This is a genomic window from Kocuria sediminis, from assembly GCF_009735315.1.
In the GTDB taxonomy this organism is placed as follows: domain Bacteria; phylum Actinomycetota; class Actinomycetes; order Actinomycetales; family Micrococcaceae; genus Kocuria; species Kocuria turfanensis.
This window is the reverse complement of sequence record NZ_WOGU01000002.1, coordinates 289,210-304,968: the sequence shown is the minus strand read 5'-3', so window position 1 is coordinate 304,968 and position 15,759 is coordinate 289,210. Positions and strand designations below refer to the sequence as shown.

The following is a 15,759-nucleotide window of genomic DNA, read 5'->3' as shown; positions in this document are numbered from 1 at the left end:
TCACGCACCGGGCCCGCGGGACGTCGTCGGGCCGACCGCCGCCGGGGCCCCGGCGGCCCGGGCTTCTCCGCGCCACCGGTCCTCCGCGCGCCCGGTCCTCCGCGCGCCCGGGCGCGGAGGACCGACGGGCGGCGCGGTGCGCCGGACGTCATCCGCCGAGGCCCACCGCGGCGATCATCACGGGGACGATGGAGATGATCAGGATCACGCCGAGGACGTCGAAGACGATGCCGGTGCGGATCATGCGGGTGATGGGCACCGCGCCGGTGCCGTAGACGATGGCGTTCTGCGGCGTGGAGACCGGGAGCATGAACCCGAACGAGGCGGCGAAGGTCGCGGCCAGGGCGGGCACGAACGGGTCGACGCCGATGGCCTGGCACAGCGGGATGACGATCGGGACGATCACCGCCGCCGAGGCGGTGTTGGAGGTCGTCTCGGAGATCAGGACCGCCAGGACGGCGGAGAACACGGTGATCGCCACCACGTTGGTGATGTTGAGGTTCTCCGAGGCCCCGGTGCCGATGGTCTCGGCCAGGCCGGTGTCGGCCAGCAGGGAGCCGAAGATGATGCCGGTGCCGAACAGGACGATGGTGCCCCAGTCGATCTTCGCCGCGTCGGTCCAGGTGAGGGTCGCCTCGCGCTTCGCCCAGTTCGTGGGCAGGATGAACAGCAGGGAGGCGCCGAGCACCGCCACGATCCCCTCGTCGAGACGGTCGTCGAGGAAGATGTAGGCCGCGGACTCGGTGCCGCCGAACAGGCTGGCGAAGGCCGGCAGCAGCCACAGGGTGACGGTGATCCCGAAGGCCACCAGAGTGTTCTTCTCCGCCCGGGACATCCTCCCCTGGGCCGCGCGGTGCTCGCGGATGTACTCCTCCACGCCCTCGATCCGCCGCACCTCGGGCTTGTTGAGCAGGAGCATGACCAGGGCCAGCACCACGAACATGGCCAGGCACACCGGGAAGGCGATGGCCATCCACTGGGCGAAGGAGATCCGGGTGCCGGTGGCCTCCTCGATGAGGCCGCGCCCGATGAGGTTCGGCGGGGAGCCCACCGGGGTCAGCAGCCCGCCCACGGAGGCGCCGTAGGCGAGCATGAGCAGCAGCGCGGCCCCGATCCGCAGGCGCAGGGGGTCGAAGTCGGCCTTCACCACGCCGCGGTCCTGCATCATCTCGGCGATGACGGCCAGGATGCCCAGGGCTGTGGGCATGAGCATGGCCACCGTGGCGGTGTTGGAGACGAAGGCCGAGAGCATGCAGGTGATCACGCCGAAGGCGATGACGATCCGGTAGGTGGACTTGCCCACTCCGGGCAGGGAGAGCACCGCCAGCGCCAGCCGCTGGGCGATGCCGTGCTTGAGCATGGCCTGGGCCAGGATGAACGCGCCGATGAAGGTGAAGATCGTCGTGGAGCCGAACGGCTGGAGCACGTCGGAGGCCGGTGCCACCCCCAGGACCACCACGGCGGCCACGCCGATGAGACCGCCGATCGGGATGGGCACCGGCTCGCAGATCCACAGGATGATCACCCCCAGCAGCACGGCGGCCAGCAGGTGCTGCGTGCGGTCCAGGTTCAGCGGCAGGAGCGCGAAGACGATGGCCACGGCCGGGGCGAGGAACAGACCGGTCGTCTGGCGGGCGCGCTCGAACCTCTCCTCCCGCGGGGAGAGCGTCTGCTCGCTGAGGCTGCGGAAGGTCTTGCCCCCCAGCAGGGCGGCGCGCACGTCGGTGCGCTGCGATGTGGTCGGGGAACTGGCGGCTGCGGGTTGCTGGGTCTGCACGGTCCTGGTCCTTCCTCGTCGGGATGGCTCTACCATGCTCCTGTGACGTGTGTCACGTCCAAGGTTTGCTGTCTTCTACGCCGATAGGCAGAAACAATGGGTGACGGAACGACCGGGCAGCGGGACTGCGTGCCGCGTCGTCCCCCGGGGCCGCCCGGGTTCGCGCAGGGAGGGAGCACATGGACGTCCGGCAGCTGAGGTACTTCCTGGCGGTGGTCGACCACGGCGGCTTCACCCGTGCGGCGGAGCACCTGCTGATCGCCCAGCCGTCGCTGTCGCAGACCGTCAAGGGGCTGGAGCGGGAGCTGGGCGTGCCGCTGTTCCACCGGATCGGCCGGCGGGTGGTGCTCAGCGAGGCGGGCGAGGAGCTCGTGGGCCCCGCCCGGGTCGTGCTCCGGGACCTCGAGGCCGCCCGGGCCGCCGTCGACGACCTGCGCGGGGTGCGCAGCGGCCGCCTGGACGTGGTGGCGATGCCCTCCCCGGGAGTGGAGCCGCTCACGTCGATGATCGCCGCCTACGCGCGGTCCCATCCTGCCGTGACGGTCGACGTCGAGGCGGCGTTCACCCCCGAGGAGGTGACCGGTGCCGTGCGCACCGGCCGGGCGGAGATCGGGATCCTGGGCTCGGACCGCCCGTTCCGCTCCGCCGAGGTCGAGGTCCGGCACCTGGAGCAGCAGCCGCTCGTGCTGATCGTCAGTCCGCGGGCGGACACCTTCGCCGCCGGGGACGCCGTCCGGCGGGAGGACCTCGACGGGCACCGGGTCGTGGTCTCCCAGCGCGGCTCCCTGATGCGGTCGCTCGTCGACGACATGCTGGCCGCCGGGATCCGCGTCGACATCGCCGCGGAGGTCGCCCACCGCACGTCGGTCCTGCCCCTGGTCCTGGCCGGGGTCGGGCACGCCGTCCTGCCCTCCTCCTGGACGCCCCTGGCGCGGCAGATGGGTCTGCGCGTGGTCCGGATCGAACCGGTCACCGCGCTGCACGTGGCGGTCGTGAGCCGCCCGGCCGACCTGACCCCCGCCGCCCGGGCGTTCCTCGACGTCGCCGAGCGGCACGCGGCGGCCCCGGCCCGGCCGGCATAGGCGCCTGCTATCCGGGGGATACGAACCCGGTCTTGGACCGCGGGGGCCCGTGCCCGTTCTACTTGGCGCAGGACGCCGCGGCACCGGACGGCGACCCCACGGACAAGGAGAGCACCAGCATGGCCGAGCACCAGGTTTTCACGATCGCCTCGATCCCCGCCGACGGGGTGGGCCAGGAGGTCGTCGCCGCCGGCCGCACGGTCCTGGACGCGCTGGCCGAGCAGTCGAAGGGCGCCTTCTCCTTCGAGTGGACCGAGTTCCCCTGGGGCTCCGCGTACTACGCCGAGCACGGGGTGCTGATGCCCGCCGACGGGCTGGAGACCCTGAAGCCCTTCGACGCCATCTACTTCGGGGCCGTGGGCTGGGAGAACGTCCCCGACCACGTCAGCCTGTGGGGGCTGCGGCTGAACATCACCCAGAACTTCGACCAGTGGGCCAACATCCGCCCGGTGAAGTTCCTCCCCGGCGTGCAGTCCCCGCTGCGCAAGGCCGACGACACCGAGCTGGACTGGGTCGTGGTCCGGGAGAACAGCGAGGGCGAGTACGCCGGGCTGGGCGGGCGCAACCTCGCCGGGCGCGGACCGGGCAACGAGGTGGCGGTCCAGTCCTCGCTGTTCACGGAGAAGGGCTGTGAGCGGATCATCCGCTTCGCCTTCGACCTGGCCCGGACCCGGACGGTGCGGAAGGTCTCCAGCGTGACGAAGTCCAACGCCCAGCAGTACGGGATGGTGCTGTGGGACGAGGTCTTCGCCCGCGTGGCGGGAGACTACCCCGACGTGCAGACGGAGTCGGTGCTGGTGGACGCGATGAGCGCCAAGTTCGTGCTGCACCCCGAGGACCTCTCGGTGGTGGTGGCCTCCAACCTCAACGCCGACATCCTCTCCGACCTCGGCTCCGCGCTGGCCGGCAGCCTCGGCCTGGCCGCCAGCGCCAACCTCAACCCGGAGCGCCGCTTCCCGTCGATGTTCGAGCCCGTCCACGGCTCCGCCCCGGACATCGCCGGCCAGGGGATCGCCAACCCGATCGGGGCGATCGCCAGCGCCGCCCTGATGCTCGACCACTTCGGCCTGCACGCGGAGGCCCGCCGGCTCGAGGCCGCGATCGAGGCCACCACCGCCGCCGGCCACCTCACCCGTGACATCGGCGGCACCGCCGACACGAACGAGATCACCGAGGCGATCGTCGAGGCGCTGGCGGCGTCCCTGACCTCCGCCTGACCCGCTGCGCCGGCGGCGCCCGGCGCGCGCTCGGCAGCGCCTCGGTCGCGCGCCGCTGGAAGGCCGGTGCCGGGAGGACGGGACAGCGGAGGGACCGGCGGGTGCCGTGTCTGCACGGCACCCGCCGGTCCCTCGGGCGCGCGGCAGGGGGTGCGCCGCCGCGCGCGGACGGGCCGGTGGCCGGCCCCTCACCACCGGGTCAGCAGTGGTACGTGTCGGTCGGCGCCTCGAAGTGGACGTCGTAGCCCTCGGGGATGCTCAGCCCGAAGGCCCCGGCCAGGCCGAGGATCTTCCGGGCCCGGGCGAGCCGGGGCAGGTCGGAGCCGTTGCGGATCTCCCCGCCGTCGGCGTCGAACTCCTGCAGGAACTCGGTGGCCCAGGACAGCTCGGACAGGGAGGGGCTCAGGCCCTCGTTGACCGTGGCGGCCTGCTCGGGCATCAGGCACAGCTTGCCGGTCATGCCGAACTCCAGGGTCACGGACGTCGCCTCGGCCAGCTTCGGGCCCAGCGCCCCGACGGCGGGGCCGTCGATGGGCCCGGGCAGGTTGGCCGCCCGGGAGGCGATCGTGAACTGCGAGCGCGTGTACGCCAGCGTCATGGGGTTCTCGCCGAAGCCCGTGTCGCGGCGGAAGTCGCCGAGGCCGAAGCCGAGCCGGTAGGTGGAGCGGGCGCCGGCGATGGCCTGCAGGTGCTGCACCCCGCGGGCGGTCTCCACGAGCGCGACGATCTTCGTGTCCTTGAGCAGCTCCGCGGTGCGGGTCACGTGCTCGGGCGACTCGACCATGGCCAGCATCACCCCGTCGAGGCCGCGGATCCCGGCGAGGGCGCGGAGGTCGTCCTCCCACCACTGCGTGCCGAAGCCGTTGACGCGCACCCAGGCGTGCTGCTGCACCCCGTGCTGGTCCCGGGCGTCCAGCCAGCTGGTCACGTTGCGGCGGGCGCGCTCCTTGTCCTTGGGCGCCACGGAGTCCTCGATGTCCAGGACGACGACGTCGGCCGCGCTGCCCGCCGCGGCCGCGAAGCGCTCGGGCTGGGCGCCGTTGACGAGCAGCCAGGAGCGGGCGAGCTCCGGGCCGACCGCCGGCGCGGCGACCTGGGGCGCCAGCGGCGAGGGGGCGGTGGTGGTCGGGGTCGTCGTGGTGGACTCGATCGAGGTGGCAGTCATGAGTGCGTACCCATTCCGTGTGGCGCAGCGTGCTGCGGGGCGACAAGCGTGCCGGGGCGCCCGAGCCGGGGAGGTCGGGGGCTGCCCGGCGGAACCGTGACCGGTGGCGGTCCCGCGGGAAAGATGGCGTCGCGGGGGTCCGTCCGGTGCGTGCCTCGGGCCGGGGGTCGCGGAGTGGGCGAGCCGGTCCGTGCGCGCTGGATCGACGCGCTCGGCAGGTGCGGTGACCTCACCGTAACGCACATCACATGCCGGCGCCAACCGCGCGGCTCAGGCCCGGCGCGTCGTGCGGGCCGTGGCCGCCGCGGACCACGGGTCCTCGGGCCACGGGTGCTTGGGGTAGCGCCCGCGCATCTCGGCCCGCACCTGCCGGTAGGGCCCGGACCAGAACGACGCGAGGTCGTCGGTGACCGCCAGGGGCCGCCCGGCCGGGGAGAGCAGGTGGAACAGCACCGGTGCCCGCCCGCCGGCGACCGCGGGCGTCTCGGCCCAGCCGAAGCACTCCTGCAGCTTCACCGCCACCACGGGCCGGCCCGTGGGGTCGTCGGCCGCCGGGTAGTCGATCCGGACCCGCGACCCGCTGGCCACGGTCAGGCGCTCGGGGGCGAGCTCGTCGAGGCGGCCGGCCTCCGGCCACGGGAGGAGCCGGCGCAGGGCCCCGGCGAGGTCCACGGACCCGCCGGCGGCGAGGGCGTCCAGCTCGGGGGCGAGCCACTCGTCGAGCCGGGCCCGGAGGGCGTCGTCGGAGACGTCCGGCCAGGGGGCGCCGAGCCGGTGGTGCAGCAGCGCGAGCCGGCGCCGGAGCCCGTCCGCCGCCCCGGACCAGGCCAGCAGCTCCGGGCCGTGCTCGGCCAGGGCCGCCCGCACGGCCTCGCGGGCCGCCGCGGGGGCCGGTCGCACGGGGGTGGCGGACAGCTGGATCGCCCCCAGCGCCCGGGTCCGGCGCGCGCTCACCCGCCCGCCGTCGTACCGGGTGTCCACCGCGTCGGTGAGCAGGTGCTCGGCGCACCGCTCGGCGGTCTCCCGGTCGAGGGCGGCGGCGGCCCGGACGACCGCGCCCGTCCCGGCGGCCGCCCGCCCGGCGGCGCGGGTGGCCTCGGCGACGGCCAGCCACTCGTGGGCGGCCAGCGGGCTGCCCTCCGGGAGGCCGGCCCGGGTGCCGGAGGCGAGCAGCCAGGTGCCGCCCGACCGGTGGGCGATCCGCTCCGGGAAGGCCAGGGCGAGCACCGCGCCGGGCACCAGCTGGGAGGGCACGGGATCGGCGGGCACCGGCGCGGGGCGCTCCGCCCGGGCCCGGGCGGTCCCGGCGCCGTCGGGGCCCGCCTCGCGGGCGGCGCGGCGGAGCCGGTCCGTCTCCTCGGCCCACCGCCGGGCGCCCGGGGCGCGCCCCGAGCGCAGCTCGGCCAGCAGCCGGGCCAGGTCGCCGTCCGGGGCCCGGTGGTCGTCGGCGACGGCCGCCACGACCTCGGCGGCGGCCCGCTCCCCCACGAGGCGGGACCCGGCCAGCAGGCCGCGGGCGAGCCGGGGGTCGGCCGGCACCCGGGCGAGCGCGCGGCCGGCCGCGGTGGCGCGGCCCTCGGCGTCGACCGCGCCGAGACCGCGCAGCACCGCCTCCGCCTCGGCGAGGGCGGTGGGCGGGAGCGGGTCGGGCAGGGCCAGGCCGCGCCCGCCCGGGGAGCCCCAGCAGGCCAGCAGCAGGGCGGCGCCGGTGAGGTCGGCGGCGGCGACCTCCGGGGTGCCGTGGGCGGGCATCGCCGTCCACGTGCGCTCGTCGTAGCAGCGCACCACGGTGCCGGGGCCGAGCCGGGCCGCGCGCCCGGCCCGCTGCTCGGCGGAGGCGCGGGAGGCGGCGACCGTGACGAGCCCGGTCATCCCGCGGGCCGCGTCCCGGCGGGGCTCCCGGGCGAGCCCGGAGTCCACGACCAGGCGCACGCCCGGGACGGTGAGGGAGGACTCGGCCAGGGCGGTCGTCACGACCGCGCGCGGGGGCCCGCCCGGCGCGCGCCCGGCCGTGGCCCGGTCCTGCTCCGCGGCCCCGGCCCGCCCGTGCAGCTCGAGGACCTCGGTGCCGGGGGCCTGCTCCCGCAGCCGCCGGGCGACGTGGGCGACCTCCCAGGCGCCCGGGAGGAAGACCAGGGCGTCCGTGCCGGGATCCGCCGCCAGGGCCCGGGCGTGGGCGGCGGCCGCGGTGCGGGCGACGTGGTCGAGGAACTCCGGGCGCACCCCGCGCTCGTCGGTGCGCCGGCCGGGACGCGGGGCCCACTCGACGCCCAGCGGGTGCAGGACGGCGGGGCTGTCGACGACGGGCACCGGCCCGTCCCGGCCGAGCAGAGCCGCGAAGCGGGCGGCGTCCACGGTCGCGGACATCGCCGCGAGCACGAGGTCCTCCCGCAGCTCGCCCAGCTCGGCGAGCATTCCCACGAGCAGGTCCGTCTCGAGGCCGCGCTCGTGCACCTCGTCGAGGACCACGGCGCCGGTGCCGGGCAGCTCGGGGTCGTGGAGCAGGCGGCGCAGCAGGATCCCGGGGGTCACGAACTCCACGAGCGTGCCCGGCCCGGTCCGCCGGTCCCCGCGCACGGTGTGGCCCACGAGCCCGCCGACGCGGGTGCCGGCGAGGAAGGCGAGGCGCCGGGCGGCGGCGCGGGCGGCGACCCGGCGCGGCTGGGTGACGACCACCTTGGCGGGCCCGGACCCGCGCTCGTGCAGCAGCGCGGCCACCAGCGGCGGCACCAGGGTGGTCTTGCCGGACCCGGGCGGGGCCTGGACCACGGCGGCGCCGCCGGCCAGGGCCGCGCGCAGGGCGCCGGCGGCCCCGGCCACGGGCAGGCCGGCGCCGATGGCGTCGAGGTCGAAGGGTGCGGGGCTCACGCTCCCAGTGTGGCACCGCTGTGGCACCGCGCCCCGGGACGGACGGCCGGAGGCGCACGGCAGCGGCGGGCGGCCGCGGGAGTGCCGGTGCGGGCCGGGCGGCGCGGTGCCCGCCGGGGGCTCAGGCCTCGGTGTGCGCCAGGAACCCGCGCAGCACCGCGACGAACTTCTCCGGCTCCTGCGAGTGCACCCAGTGGCCGGCCTCGCGGATCGTCACCCGGTGCGTGCGGGGGAACAGCCGGCGCATCTGCGGTGCGTGCTCGTCGCGGACGTAGTCCGAGCGCCCGCCGGCCACCCAGAGCACCGGCCCCTCGTAGACGGCCTCCCCGGTGTCCGGGAAGCCGCCGATGGCGTCCAGGCTCGACCGCAGCAGCTCGAGGTTCGGCTCCCACGACAGCCCGTCCGGGCCGCGGCGCAGGTTCTGCAGCAGGAAGCTGCGGGTGGTGTCCCATGGGATGGGCTCCTTGAGGGCCTCGTCCGCGTCCGATCGGCGCTGCACGGCCGTCAGGTCCACGGCCGCCAGGCTGTCCAGCAGGTGGGCGAACTCCCCCTCGCCGCCCCCGGAGCGGGTGGGCGCGATGTCGACCACGACGAGCCGGGAGACGAGCTCCGGGTGCCGCAGCGCCAGCACCATGGCCACCTTGCCGCCGAGGGAGTGCCCCACGACGGCGACCGGCCCCTCCGCGGCGAAGTCCTCCCGGAGGGTCTCGGCCACGGAGTCGGCCATCTGCCGGTAGTCCACCCGGTCCGTCCACCCGGAGCGGCCGTGGTTGGGGAGGTCCACCAGCAGGCTGCGGAAGTCCGGCTGGAGGTCCTTGGCGATCCGGGTGAAGTTCTTGCCCCGGCCGAACAGGCCGTGCAGGAAGACGATGCGGTCACCGTCGTCCCCGACGCGGGTCGTGTGCAGGGTGCTCGTCCGGAAGTCAGCCATCCTCCGAGCTTAGGGTCTCGGACGCCGCGGGCCCGCACGGCGGGAGGACGGCCCGGCGTCCGGGGAGCGGTCCCCGGGGCCGGCCGGCCGTGGGCCCGGGCCCCGGTCGCGCGCCGTGGACTCAATGCCCCACAGTCGTCCGAAAGTGTTGTCACGGCCACCGGCGGAGTGGTCCGATAGGCACATGAAGAAGCTCATCAACGACCCGGCCGACGTCGTCCGGGAGGCCCTGCTCGGCATGCAGGCGGCGCACGGGGACCGCCTGCGCGTCGACCACTCCAACCGCGTCGTCTTCCGCGCCGACGCTCCCCGGCGCGGCAAGGTCGGCCTGGTCTCCGGCGGCGGCTCCGGCCACGAGCCGATGCACGGCGGGTTCGTGGGCCCGGGCATGCTGGACGCCGCCTGCGCCGGCGAGGTGTTCACCTCCCCGGTGCCGGACCAGATGCTCGCCGCGACCCTCGGTGTCGACGGCGGCGCCGGCGTCCTGCACGTCGTGAAGAACTACACCGGCGACGTCATGAACTTCGAGATGGCCGCCGAGCTCGCCGCCGAGAACGGTGTCGAGGTGGTCTCGGTCGTCACCGACGACGACGTCGCGGTGCAGGACAGCCTGTACACCGCCGGACGCCGCGGCGTGGGGGTGACCGTGCTGCTGGAGAAGATCGCCGGTGCGGCGGCCGAGGAGGGCCGTCCGCTCGCCGAGGTCGCCGACATCGCGCGGCGGGTCGACGGGCAGGGGCGCAGCATGGGCATGGCGCTCACCTCGTGCACGGTCCCGGCCGCGGGCCGGCCGACGTTCGAGCTCGGCGAGAACGAGATCGAGGTCGGCATCGGCATCCACGGCGAGCCGGGACGCGAGCGGCGTCCGCTCGCCCCCGCGCGGGAGGTCGCGGCCATGCTCGTCGAGCCGGTCCTCGCCGACCTGCCCGCGGCCGACGGCGCCCCGGTGATCGCCTTCCTCAACGGCATGGGCGGCACGCCGCTGATCGAGCTGTACATCATGTACGCCGAGGTGCAGCAGCTGCTGGAGAAGGCCGGCGTCCCGGTGGCCCGCAGCCTGGTCGGCAACTACATCACCTCGCTAGAGATGGCCGGCTGCTCCGTGACCCTGCTGCGCGCGGACGACGAGCTCGTCCGCCTGTGGGACGCCCCGGTCAGCACGCCCGGCCTGCGCTGGGGCATGTGATGCCGGAGGTCACCGCCGAGGGTCTCGAGCGCTGGCTGCGGAGGTTCGCCGACGTCGTCCACGACCACGCCGCCGAGCTGACGGAGCTCGACTCCGCCATCGGCGACGCCGACCACGGCAGCAACATGGACCGTGGCATGCGGGCGGTCGTCGGCGTGCTGGACGGCGGCGACGCCGGCGACGCCGACGCGATGCTGAAGAAGGCCGGCATGACCCTGGTGAGCACCGTCGGCGGGGCCAGCGGCCCGCTGTACGGCACGTTCTTCCTGCGGGCCGGCGGCGGGCTGGCCGGTGGCCAGGCCGTCGACGCCGCCACGCTGGGCCGGGCGCTGCGGGCCGGGCTGGAGGGCGTGGTCGCCCGGGGCAAGGCCGAACCGGGCGACAAGACGATGGTGGACGCCCTGGTGCCGGCTCTCGACGCGTACGACGCGGCCGTGGCCGGGGGCGCCGGCATCGCCGACGCGCTGTCCGCGGCGGCCGACGCGGCGGAGGAGGGCTGCGCCGCGACGATCCCGCTCGTGGCGCGCAAGGGCCGGGCCAGCTACCTGGGGCAGCGCAGCGCGGGCCACCAGGACCCGGGCGCCACCAGCACGGCGCTGCTGCTGCGGTCCGCGGCCGACAGCCTGCCGTGATCGGCATCGTCGTCGTCTCGCACAGCCGGGCGCTGGCCGAGGCGGCCGTCGAGCTGGCCTGCGAGATGGTCGACGAGCGCCCGCCGATCGCCCTGGCGGCGGGCGCCGGCGACGGGTTCGGCACGGACGCCGCCGCGGTCGCCGAGGCCATCACCGCCGTCGACTCGCCGGACGGCGTGCTGGTGCTCCTCGACCTCGGCAGCGCCGTGCTCAGCGCGGAGATGGCGCTGGAGTTCGTCCCGCCCGACGTCGCCGAGCGGGTGCGCCTGTCCCCCGCTCCGCTCGTCGAGGGGCTGGTGGCCGCCGTGGTGACGGCGGCCGCCGGCGCGCCGCTGGACGCGGTGCTCGAGGAGGCCGGCCGCGGGCTGGTCGCCAAGCGGGACCACCTGGGGGAGGCGGCGGACCCGGCGCCGGCCGGGACGGCGGCCCCGCCCGCGGCCCCCGAGGTCGTCTCCGAGCTGCCCGTGGACACCCCGCACGGCCTGCACGCCCGCCCGGCCGCCCGGCTGGTCGGGCTCGTGCGCGCCGCCGACGCGGTCGCCGCGGTCACGAACCTGCGCACGGGCCGCGGTCCGGTCGACGCCCGCAGCCTGTCCGGGCTCGTGACGCTCGCCGTCCGGCAGGGCGACCGGCTGCGCTTCGAGGCGTCCGGACCCGGCGCCGCGTCGTTGACCGAGGCGGTGCGGGCGCTGGCCGCGGACGCCTGGGGCGACCGGCCCCCCGAGCCGGCTGCCCCCGCGGGTCCCGAGCCGGCCGGTCCGGCGGGCGCATCCGCGCCGCCCGCCGCCGGATCGGGCACCGACGTCGCCCTCGGCCCGGCGGTCGTGCGGGGCGGCGCGATCGACCTCTCCGGTTACCGGCCGGGCGACCCGGCCGAGGAACGGCGGCGCTCGGACGCCGCCGTGGCCCGCGCGCTCGCCGAGCTGGCCGCCCTGCGCCGGTCCGCGGCCGGAGGCCCCGGTCCGGCGGGCGCCGTCCTCGAGGCCCACGAGGCCCTGCTCGCCGACCCCGAGCTGACCGACGCCGTGACCGCCGGCATCGCCGCCGGCGCGCCCGCGCCCACGGCGTGGGGGGACCGGCTCGCCGCGCTGGGCGCGGAGCTCGAGGCGATGGAGGACCCCTACCTGCGGGCGCGCGCCGAGGACGTCCGCAGCGTGCGGCAGCGGGTGCTCGCCGCCCTGGCGGGACCCGGCACCCCCGACGAGGCGGTCCCGGCCGACGGTCCGCCCGTGGTCCTCGTGCTGCGGGAGCTCGACGCCGCGACCGCGGCGACGCTGGACCCGCTGCGGGTCGCGGGCGTGGTCACGCTGACGGGCGGGGACACCGGTCACGGCGTGCTGGTCGCCCGCTCCCGCGGCGTCCCGGTGTACCACGACGCCGGGCCGGCCGCGGCCGCCGTGGCACCCGGCGCCGTCGTCGGCTTCGACGCGCGGGCCCGGCGGTTCGCCGTCGACCCCGACGAGGACACCCGGCGCTCCCTCCGCGAGCTGTCGGCCGCCCGGGCCGCCGAGGCCGAACGCGTCCTGGCGCGTGCCCACGAGCCGGGCGCGACCGCGGACGGACACCCGGTGCCGGTGCTCGCCAACGTCACGACGCCCGCCGACGCCGGCCGGGCCGTCGCGTCCGGCGCGCAGGGGTGCGGGCTGCTGCGCACCGAGGTCCTGTTCGGCCACCTGGACGAGGCCCCCTCGGTCGAGGCGCAGGCGGCCGCGTTCGCCGGGATCGCCGAGGCGTTCGCCGGGCGGCCCGTGACCGTGCGCACCTGGGACGTGGGCGGGGACAAGCCGCTGCCCTTCCTGCCGGCGCCCACCGAGGCGAACCCGTTCCTCGGCGAGCGCGGGCTGCGGCTCATGCGGCGGGCACCGGAGGTGCTCCGCGACCAGCTGGCCGCGGTCTGCCGGGTGGCCCGCGACCACCCGGTGCACGTCATGTTCCCCATGGTCAGCACCGCCGAGGAGGTGGCGTGGGCGCTGGAGCGGCTTGACGAGGCGGCCGCGGCGGCCGGCGGCCGTCCGGCGGGGATGCGGGTCGGCGTCATGGTCGAGGTCCCGGCCGCGGCCCTGGCCGTCCGCCGCGTCGCGCAGGGCCTCGACTTCGTGAGCATCGGCACCAACGACCTCGCGCAGTACACGATGGCGGCCGAGCGGGGCAACACCGCGGTCTCCGCGCTGGCGGACGCCCGGCACCCCGCCGTGCTCGACCTCGTGGCCCGGGTCTGCGCCGACGCGCCCGAGGGCACGCACGTCGCGGTGTGCGGCGACCTCGCCAGTGACCCCGCCGCGGCGGTGCTGCTCGCCGGGCTGGGCGTCGAGGAGCTCAGCGTGGTGCCCACCCAGGTGGCCCTCGTCAAGGCGCGGCTGCGGGACGTGACCCTGGCCGGCGCGCGGGACCTCGCACGGCGGGCCCTGGCCTGCGGCTCCGCCGACGAGGTGCGGGCGCTGCTGGCGGACGTTGCGGGCGCGGACCGGGCCGGACGCTGACCGCGGCCCGGCCGCGGCTCGGGCCCGAGGCCTCCCGTTCGCCACGGCACCGTTCCGGCGGGTCCGGGGGCCCGCCTCGAGACCGGCGGGGAAGGCCCCGTAGACTCGGACCCGTGACCGATGCGACCTCGACCCCTGCCGGCAGCCACCTCCCCGAGCGGGTCTCCGAGCTCTTCGACCCGGCGCAGTGGCGCACGGTCGAGGGCTTCGAGGACCTCCGGGACCTCACCTACCACCGCGGCGTGGAGCGGGACGGCGACGGCGCCGTGCTGCGCGACCTGCCGTGGGTGCGGATCGCCTTCCACCGCCCGGAGGTCCGCAACGCCTTCCGCCCCGGCACCGTGGACGAGCTGTACCGCGCCCTCGACCACGCCCGGATGAGCTCCGACGTGGGCGCCGTGGTCCTCACCGGCAACGGCCCCTCCGCCAAGGACGGCGGCTGGGCGTTCTGCTCCGGCGGGGACCAGCGCATCCGCGGCCGCGACGGCTACCGCTACGCCGGGGGCGAGACCGCCGAGTCCATCGACCCGGCCCGCGCGGGGCGGCTGCACATCCTGGAGGTGCAGCGGCTGATCCGCACGATGCCCAAGGTGGTGATCGCCGCGGTGCCCGGCTGGGCCGCCGGCGGAGGCCACTCCCTGCACGTGGTCTGCGACCTCACGATCGCCTCCCGCGAGCACGCCCGCTTCAAGCAGACCGACGCCACGGTGGGCTCCTTCGACGCCGGCTACGGCTCGGCCCTGCTCGCCCGCCAGGTGGGGCAGAAGTTCGCCCGGGAGATCTTCTTCCTCGCCCGCGAGTACGATGCCCAGCGGATGCTCGAGATGGGCGCCGTCAACGAGGTCGTCCCGCACGCGCAGCTGGAGGACGCGGCGGTCGCCGCCGCCCGGGACGTGGCCGCCCAGTCCCCGCAGGCGATCCGGATGCTGAAGTTCGCGTTCAACCTGCCCGACGACGGCATGGTCGGCCAGCAGGTCTTCGCCGGGGAGGCGACCCGGATGGCGTACATGACCGACGAGGCCGTCGAGGGCCGGGACGCGTTCCTGGGCAAGCGGGACCCGGACTGGTCCGGCTTCCCGTACTACTTCTAGGCCGCGATTTCCAGGCCGCGGTCCCGGCCGGGACGTCCCGGGACCGTCCCGCCCGGGAAGCGGGCGGCAGCACGAGGAGGAGGGCCGCGATGGCCGAGCTGATCGTTCCCGACGACGCCGTGGTCCTCGACGGCCCCGTGGCCGGCGACCCCCTGCGGCTGCTGTCCCCGCTGACCCGGGCCCTCGGGCGACCGGGGCCCGCCGTCGTGGTGCGCACCTCCGGGTCCACCGGCCGCGCCAAGCGCACGGTGCTCACCCGGGACGCCCTCGCCGCGTCCTCCATGGCCACCGCGGTGCGCACGGGCGCGGTGGGCCAGTGGCTGCTGGCCCTGCCCGTCCACTACGTCGCCGGGCTCCAGGTCCTGGTCCGCTCGCTCTACGCCGGGACGGACCCCGTGGTGCTGGACCCCGCCGCCCGCTTCACCCCGGAGGCCTTCGCGGCGGCCGCCGCGCGGCTGGAGGACCCGGTGCGCTTCACCTCCCTGGTCCCCACCCAGCTGCAGCGGATCCTCGAACCGGAGTCCGGGGTCCGCAACGGGGACGCCGTCTCTGCCCTGAAGAGCTTCTCCGCGGTCCTGCTGGGCGGCTCGGCGGCCTCCCCGCGGCTGCTCGCGGCCGCGCGGGAGGCGGACCTGCGCGTGATCAGCACCTACGGGATGTCCGAGACGTGCGGGGGCTGCGTCTACGACGGCGTGGCCCTGGACGGGGTCTCCGTGCACGTCGAGCAGGACGGCGGGCGGCCCGGCACCCCGTCCGCGCCGGGGCCCGGGCGGATCTGGCTGGGCGGGGCCGTGGTCGCCGCGGGCTACGCCGGGGACCCGCAGCAGACCGCGCGGCACTTCCACGAGGCCGCGGGGACCCGCTGGTACCGCACGGACGACCTCGGGGAGCTCTCCCCGGACGGGGTGCTCACGGTGCACGGGCGGGTCGACGACGTCCTGAACACCGGCGGGGTGAAGGTCTCCGCGGGGCGGGTCACCGCCGTGCTGGACCGGCACCCGGCCGTGCGCCAGGCCCTCGTGCTGGGCGTGCCCGATCCCGAGTGGGGCCAGGCGGTGGGCGCCGCCGTGGTCGCGGCCGCGGGCACCGACCGGGCCCGGCTGCGCGCCGAGCTCGCGGAGGCGGTGCGCGCCGAGCACGGGAGCGCCGCCGTGCCCCGCCGCTGGGCCTGGCCGCAGGAGCTGCCGATGCTGCCCACCGGCAAGCCGGACCGCGCGGCGGTGGCCCGCCTGCTCGCCTGAGCCGGGCGGGCCCCGCCCGGGACCGTGACACAATGGTGGGCGGCCCGGGGCCCCGCCGCGGTCCCCCACCACGCGCGCAACGCATCGCG

Annotated in this window: 11 protein-coding genes; 7 read left to right on the top strand and 4 right to left on the bottom strand. The window is 76.5% G+C overall.

All coding sequences use genetic code 11. The features are described from left to right. Positions 1 to 148: 148 nt before the first annotated feature. Positions 149 to 1,777 carry an SLC13 family permease gene (locus GMA12_RS03620; RefSeq protein WP_162459435.1) on the bottom strand — a complete coding sequence of 543 codons (1,629 nt, stop codon included), beginning with the start codon at positions 1,775 to 1,777 and terminating at the stop codon, positions 149 to 151. A gap of 179 nt (positions 1,778 to 1,956) precedes the next feature. Here GMA12_RS03620 and GMA12_RS03615 point away from each other — a divergent pair, with 179 nt between their 5' ends. Both GMA12_RS03615 and GMA12_RS03610 read left to right on the top strand, forming a co-directional pair. Next, positions 1,957 to 2,859 (top strand): LysR family transcriptional regulator, encoded by a 903-nt coding sequence (locus tag GMA12_RS03615; protein WP_156267215.1) that lies wholly within the window; start codon positions 1,957 to 1,959, stop codon positions 2,857 to 2,859. Between the two features lie 119 nt (positions 2,860 to 2,978). After that, entirely contained in the window at positions 2,979 to 4,076 is a 1,098-nt protein-coding gene (locus GMA12_RS03610; protein WP_156267212.1) for a tartrate dehydrogenase, read from the top strand. Positions 4,077 to 4,275: 199 nt separating this feature from the next. Here the strand turns inward: GMA12_RS03610 and GMA12_RS03605 are convergent, their stop codons facing one another. The 3 genes from GMA12_RS03605 to GMA12_RS03595 all read right to left on the bottom strand — a co-directional run bounded on the left by GMA12_RS03605 (position 4,276) and on the right by GMA12_RS03595 (position 9,040). Beyond that, positions 4,276 to 5,241, bottom strand: coding sequence for an HpcH/HpaI aldolase/citrate lyase family protein (locus GMA12_RS03605; protein WP_240898569.1), 966 nt, complete (start codon positions 5,239 to 5,241; stop codon positions 4,276 to 4,278). A 270-nt stretch (positions 5,242 to 5,511) separates the two neighbouring features. Beyond that, the gene (gene hrpB / locus GMA12_RS03600; RefSeq protein ID WP_162459434.1) at positions 5,512 to 8,109 is read right to left on the bottom strand and encodes an ATP-dependent helicase HrpB; all 2,598 of its coding nucleotides are present in this window, start codon (positions 8,107 to 8,109) and stop codon (positions 5,512 to 5,514) included. 121 nt (positions 8,110 to 8,230) lie between these two features. Further along, positions 8,231 to 9,040, bottom strand: coding sequence for an alpha/beta fold hydrolase (locus tag GMA12_RS03595; protein ID WP_156267208.1), 810 nt, complete (start codon positions 9,038 to 9,040; stop codon positions 8,231 to 8,233). A gap of 184 nt (positions 9,041 to 9,224) precedes the next feature. Here GMA12_RS03595 and dhaK point away from each other — a divergent pair, with 184 nt between their 5' ends. The 5 genes from dhaK (at position 9,225) to GMA12_RS03570 (ending at position 15,670) form a co-directional block, all read left to right on the top strand. Beyond that, positions 9,225 to 10,226, top strand: coding sequence for a dihydroxyacetone kinase subunit DhaK (dhaK, locus tag GMA12_RS03590; RefSeq protein ID WP_156267206.1), 1,002 nt, complete (start codon positions 9,225 to 9,227; stop codon positions 10,224 to 10,226). Continuing rightward, positions 10,226 to 10,858 carry a dihydroxyacetone kinase subunit DhaL gene (gene dhaL, locus GMA12_RS03585; RefSeq protein ID WP_162459433.1) on the top strand — a complete coding sequence of 211 codons (633 nt, stop codon included), beginning with the start codon at positions 10,226 to 10,228 and terminating at the stop codon, positions 10,856 to 10,858. Before dhaK ends, dhaL begins: the two co-directional genes overlap by 1 nt. Further along, positions 10,855 to 13,338: a phosphoenolpyruvate--protein phosphotransferase gene (gene ptsP, locus GMA12_RS03580; protein ID WP_162459432.1), complete on the top strand. Its 2,484-nt coding sequence runs from the start codon at positions 10,855 to 10,857 to the stop codon at positions 13,336 to 13,338. Before dhaL ends, ptsP begins: the two co-directional genes overlap by 4 nt. A gap of 113 nt (positions 13,339 to 13,451) precedes the next feature. Next, positions 13,452 to 14,429, top strand: coding sequence for a 1,4-dihydroxy-2-naphthoyl-CoA synthase (locus GMA12_RS03575; RefSeq protein WP_162459431.1), 978 nt, complete (start codon positions 13,452 to 13,454; stop codon positions 14,427 to 14,429). Positions 14,430 to 14,518: 89 nt separating this feature from the next. Further along, entirely contained in the window at positions 14,519 to 15,670 is a 1,152-nt protein-coding gene (locus GMA12_RS03570; RefSeq protein ID WP_156267202.1) for an AMP-binding protein, read from the top strand. The last annotated feature ends 89 nt before the right edge of the window (positions 15,671 to 15,759 follow it).

What these genes read in the sequence shown, in the direction of transcription:
- GMA12_RS03615 (WP_156267215.1), top strand. Translation starts at nt 1,957, where the DNA reads ATGGACGTCCGGCAGCTGAGGTACTTCCTGGCGGTGGTCGACCACGGC.
- GMA12_RS03610 (WP_156267212.1), top strand. Translation starts at nt 2,979, where the DNA reads ATGGCCGAGCACCAGGTTTTCACGATCGCCTCGATCCCCGCCGACGGG.
- GMA12_RS03605 (WP_240898569.1), bottom strand. Translation starts at nt 5,241, where the DNA reads ATGACTGCCACCTCGATCGAGTCCACCACGACGACCCCGACCACCACC.
- GMA12_RS03595 (WP_156267208.1), bottom strand. Translation starts at nt 9,040, where the DNA reads ATGGCTGACTTCCGGACGAGCACCCTGCACACGACCCGCGTCGGGGAC.
- dhaK (WP_156267206.1), top strand. Translation starts at nt 9,225, where the DNA reads ATGAAGAAGCTCATCAACGACCCGGCCGACGTCGTCCGGGAGGCCCTG.
- dhaL (WP_162459433.1), top strand. Translation starts at nt 10,226, where the DNA reads ATGCCGGAGGTCACCGCCGAGGGTCTCGAGCGCTGGCTGCGGAGGTTC.
- GMA12_RS03570 (WP_156267202.1), top strand. Translation starts at nt 14,519, where the DNA reads ATGGCCGAGCTGATCGTTCCCGACGACGCCGTGGTCCTCGACGGCCCC.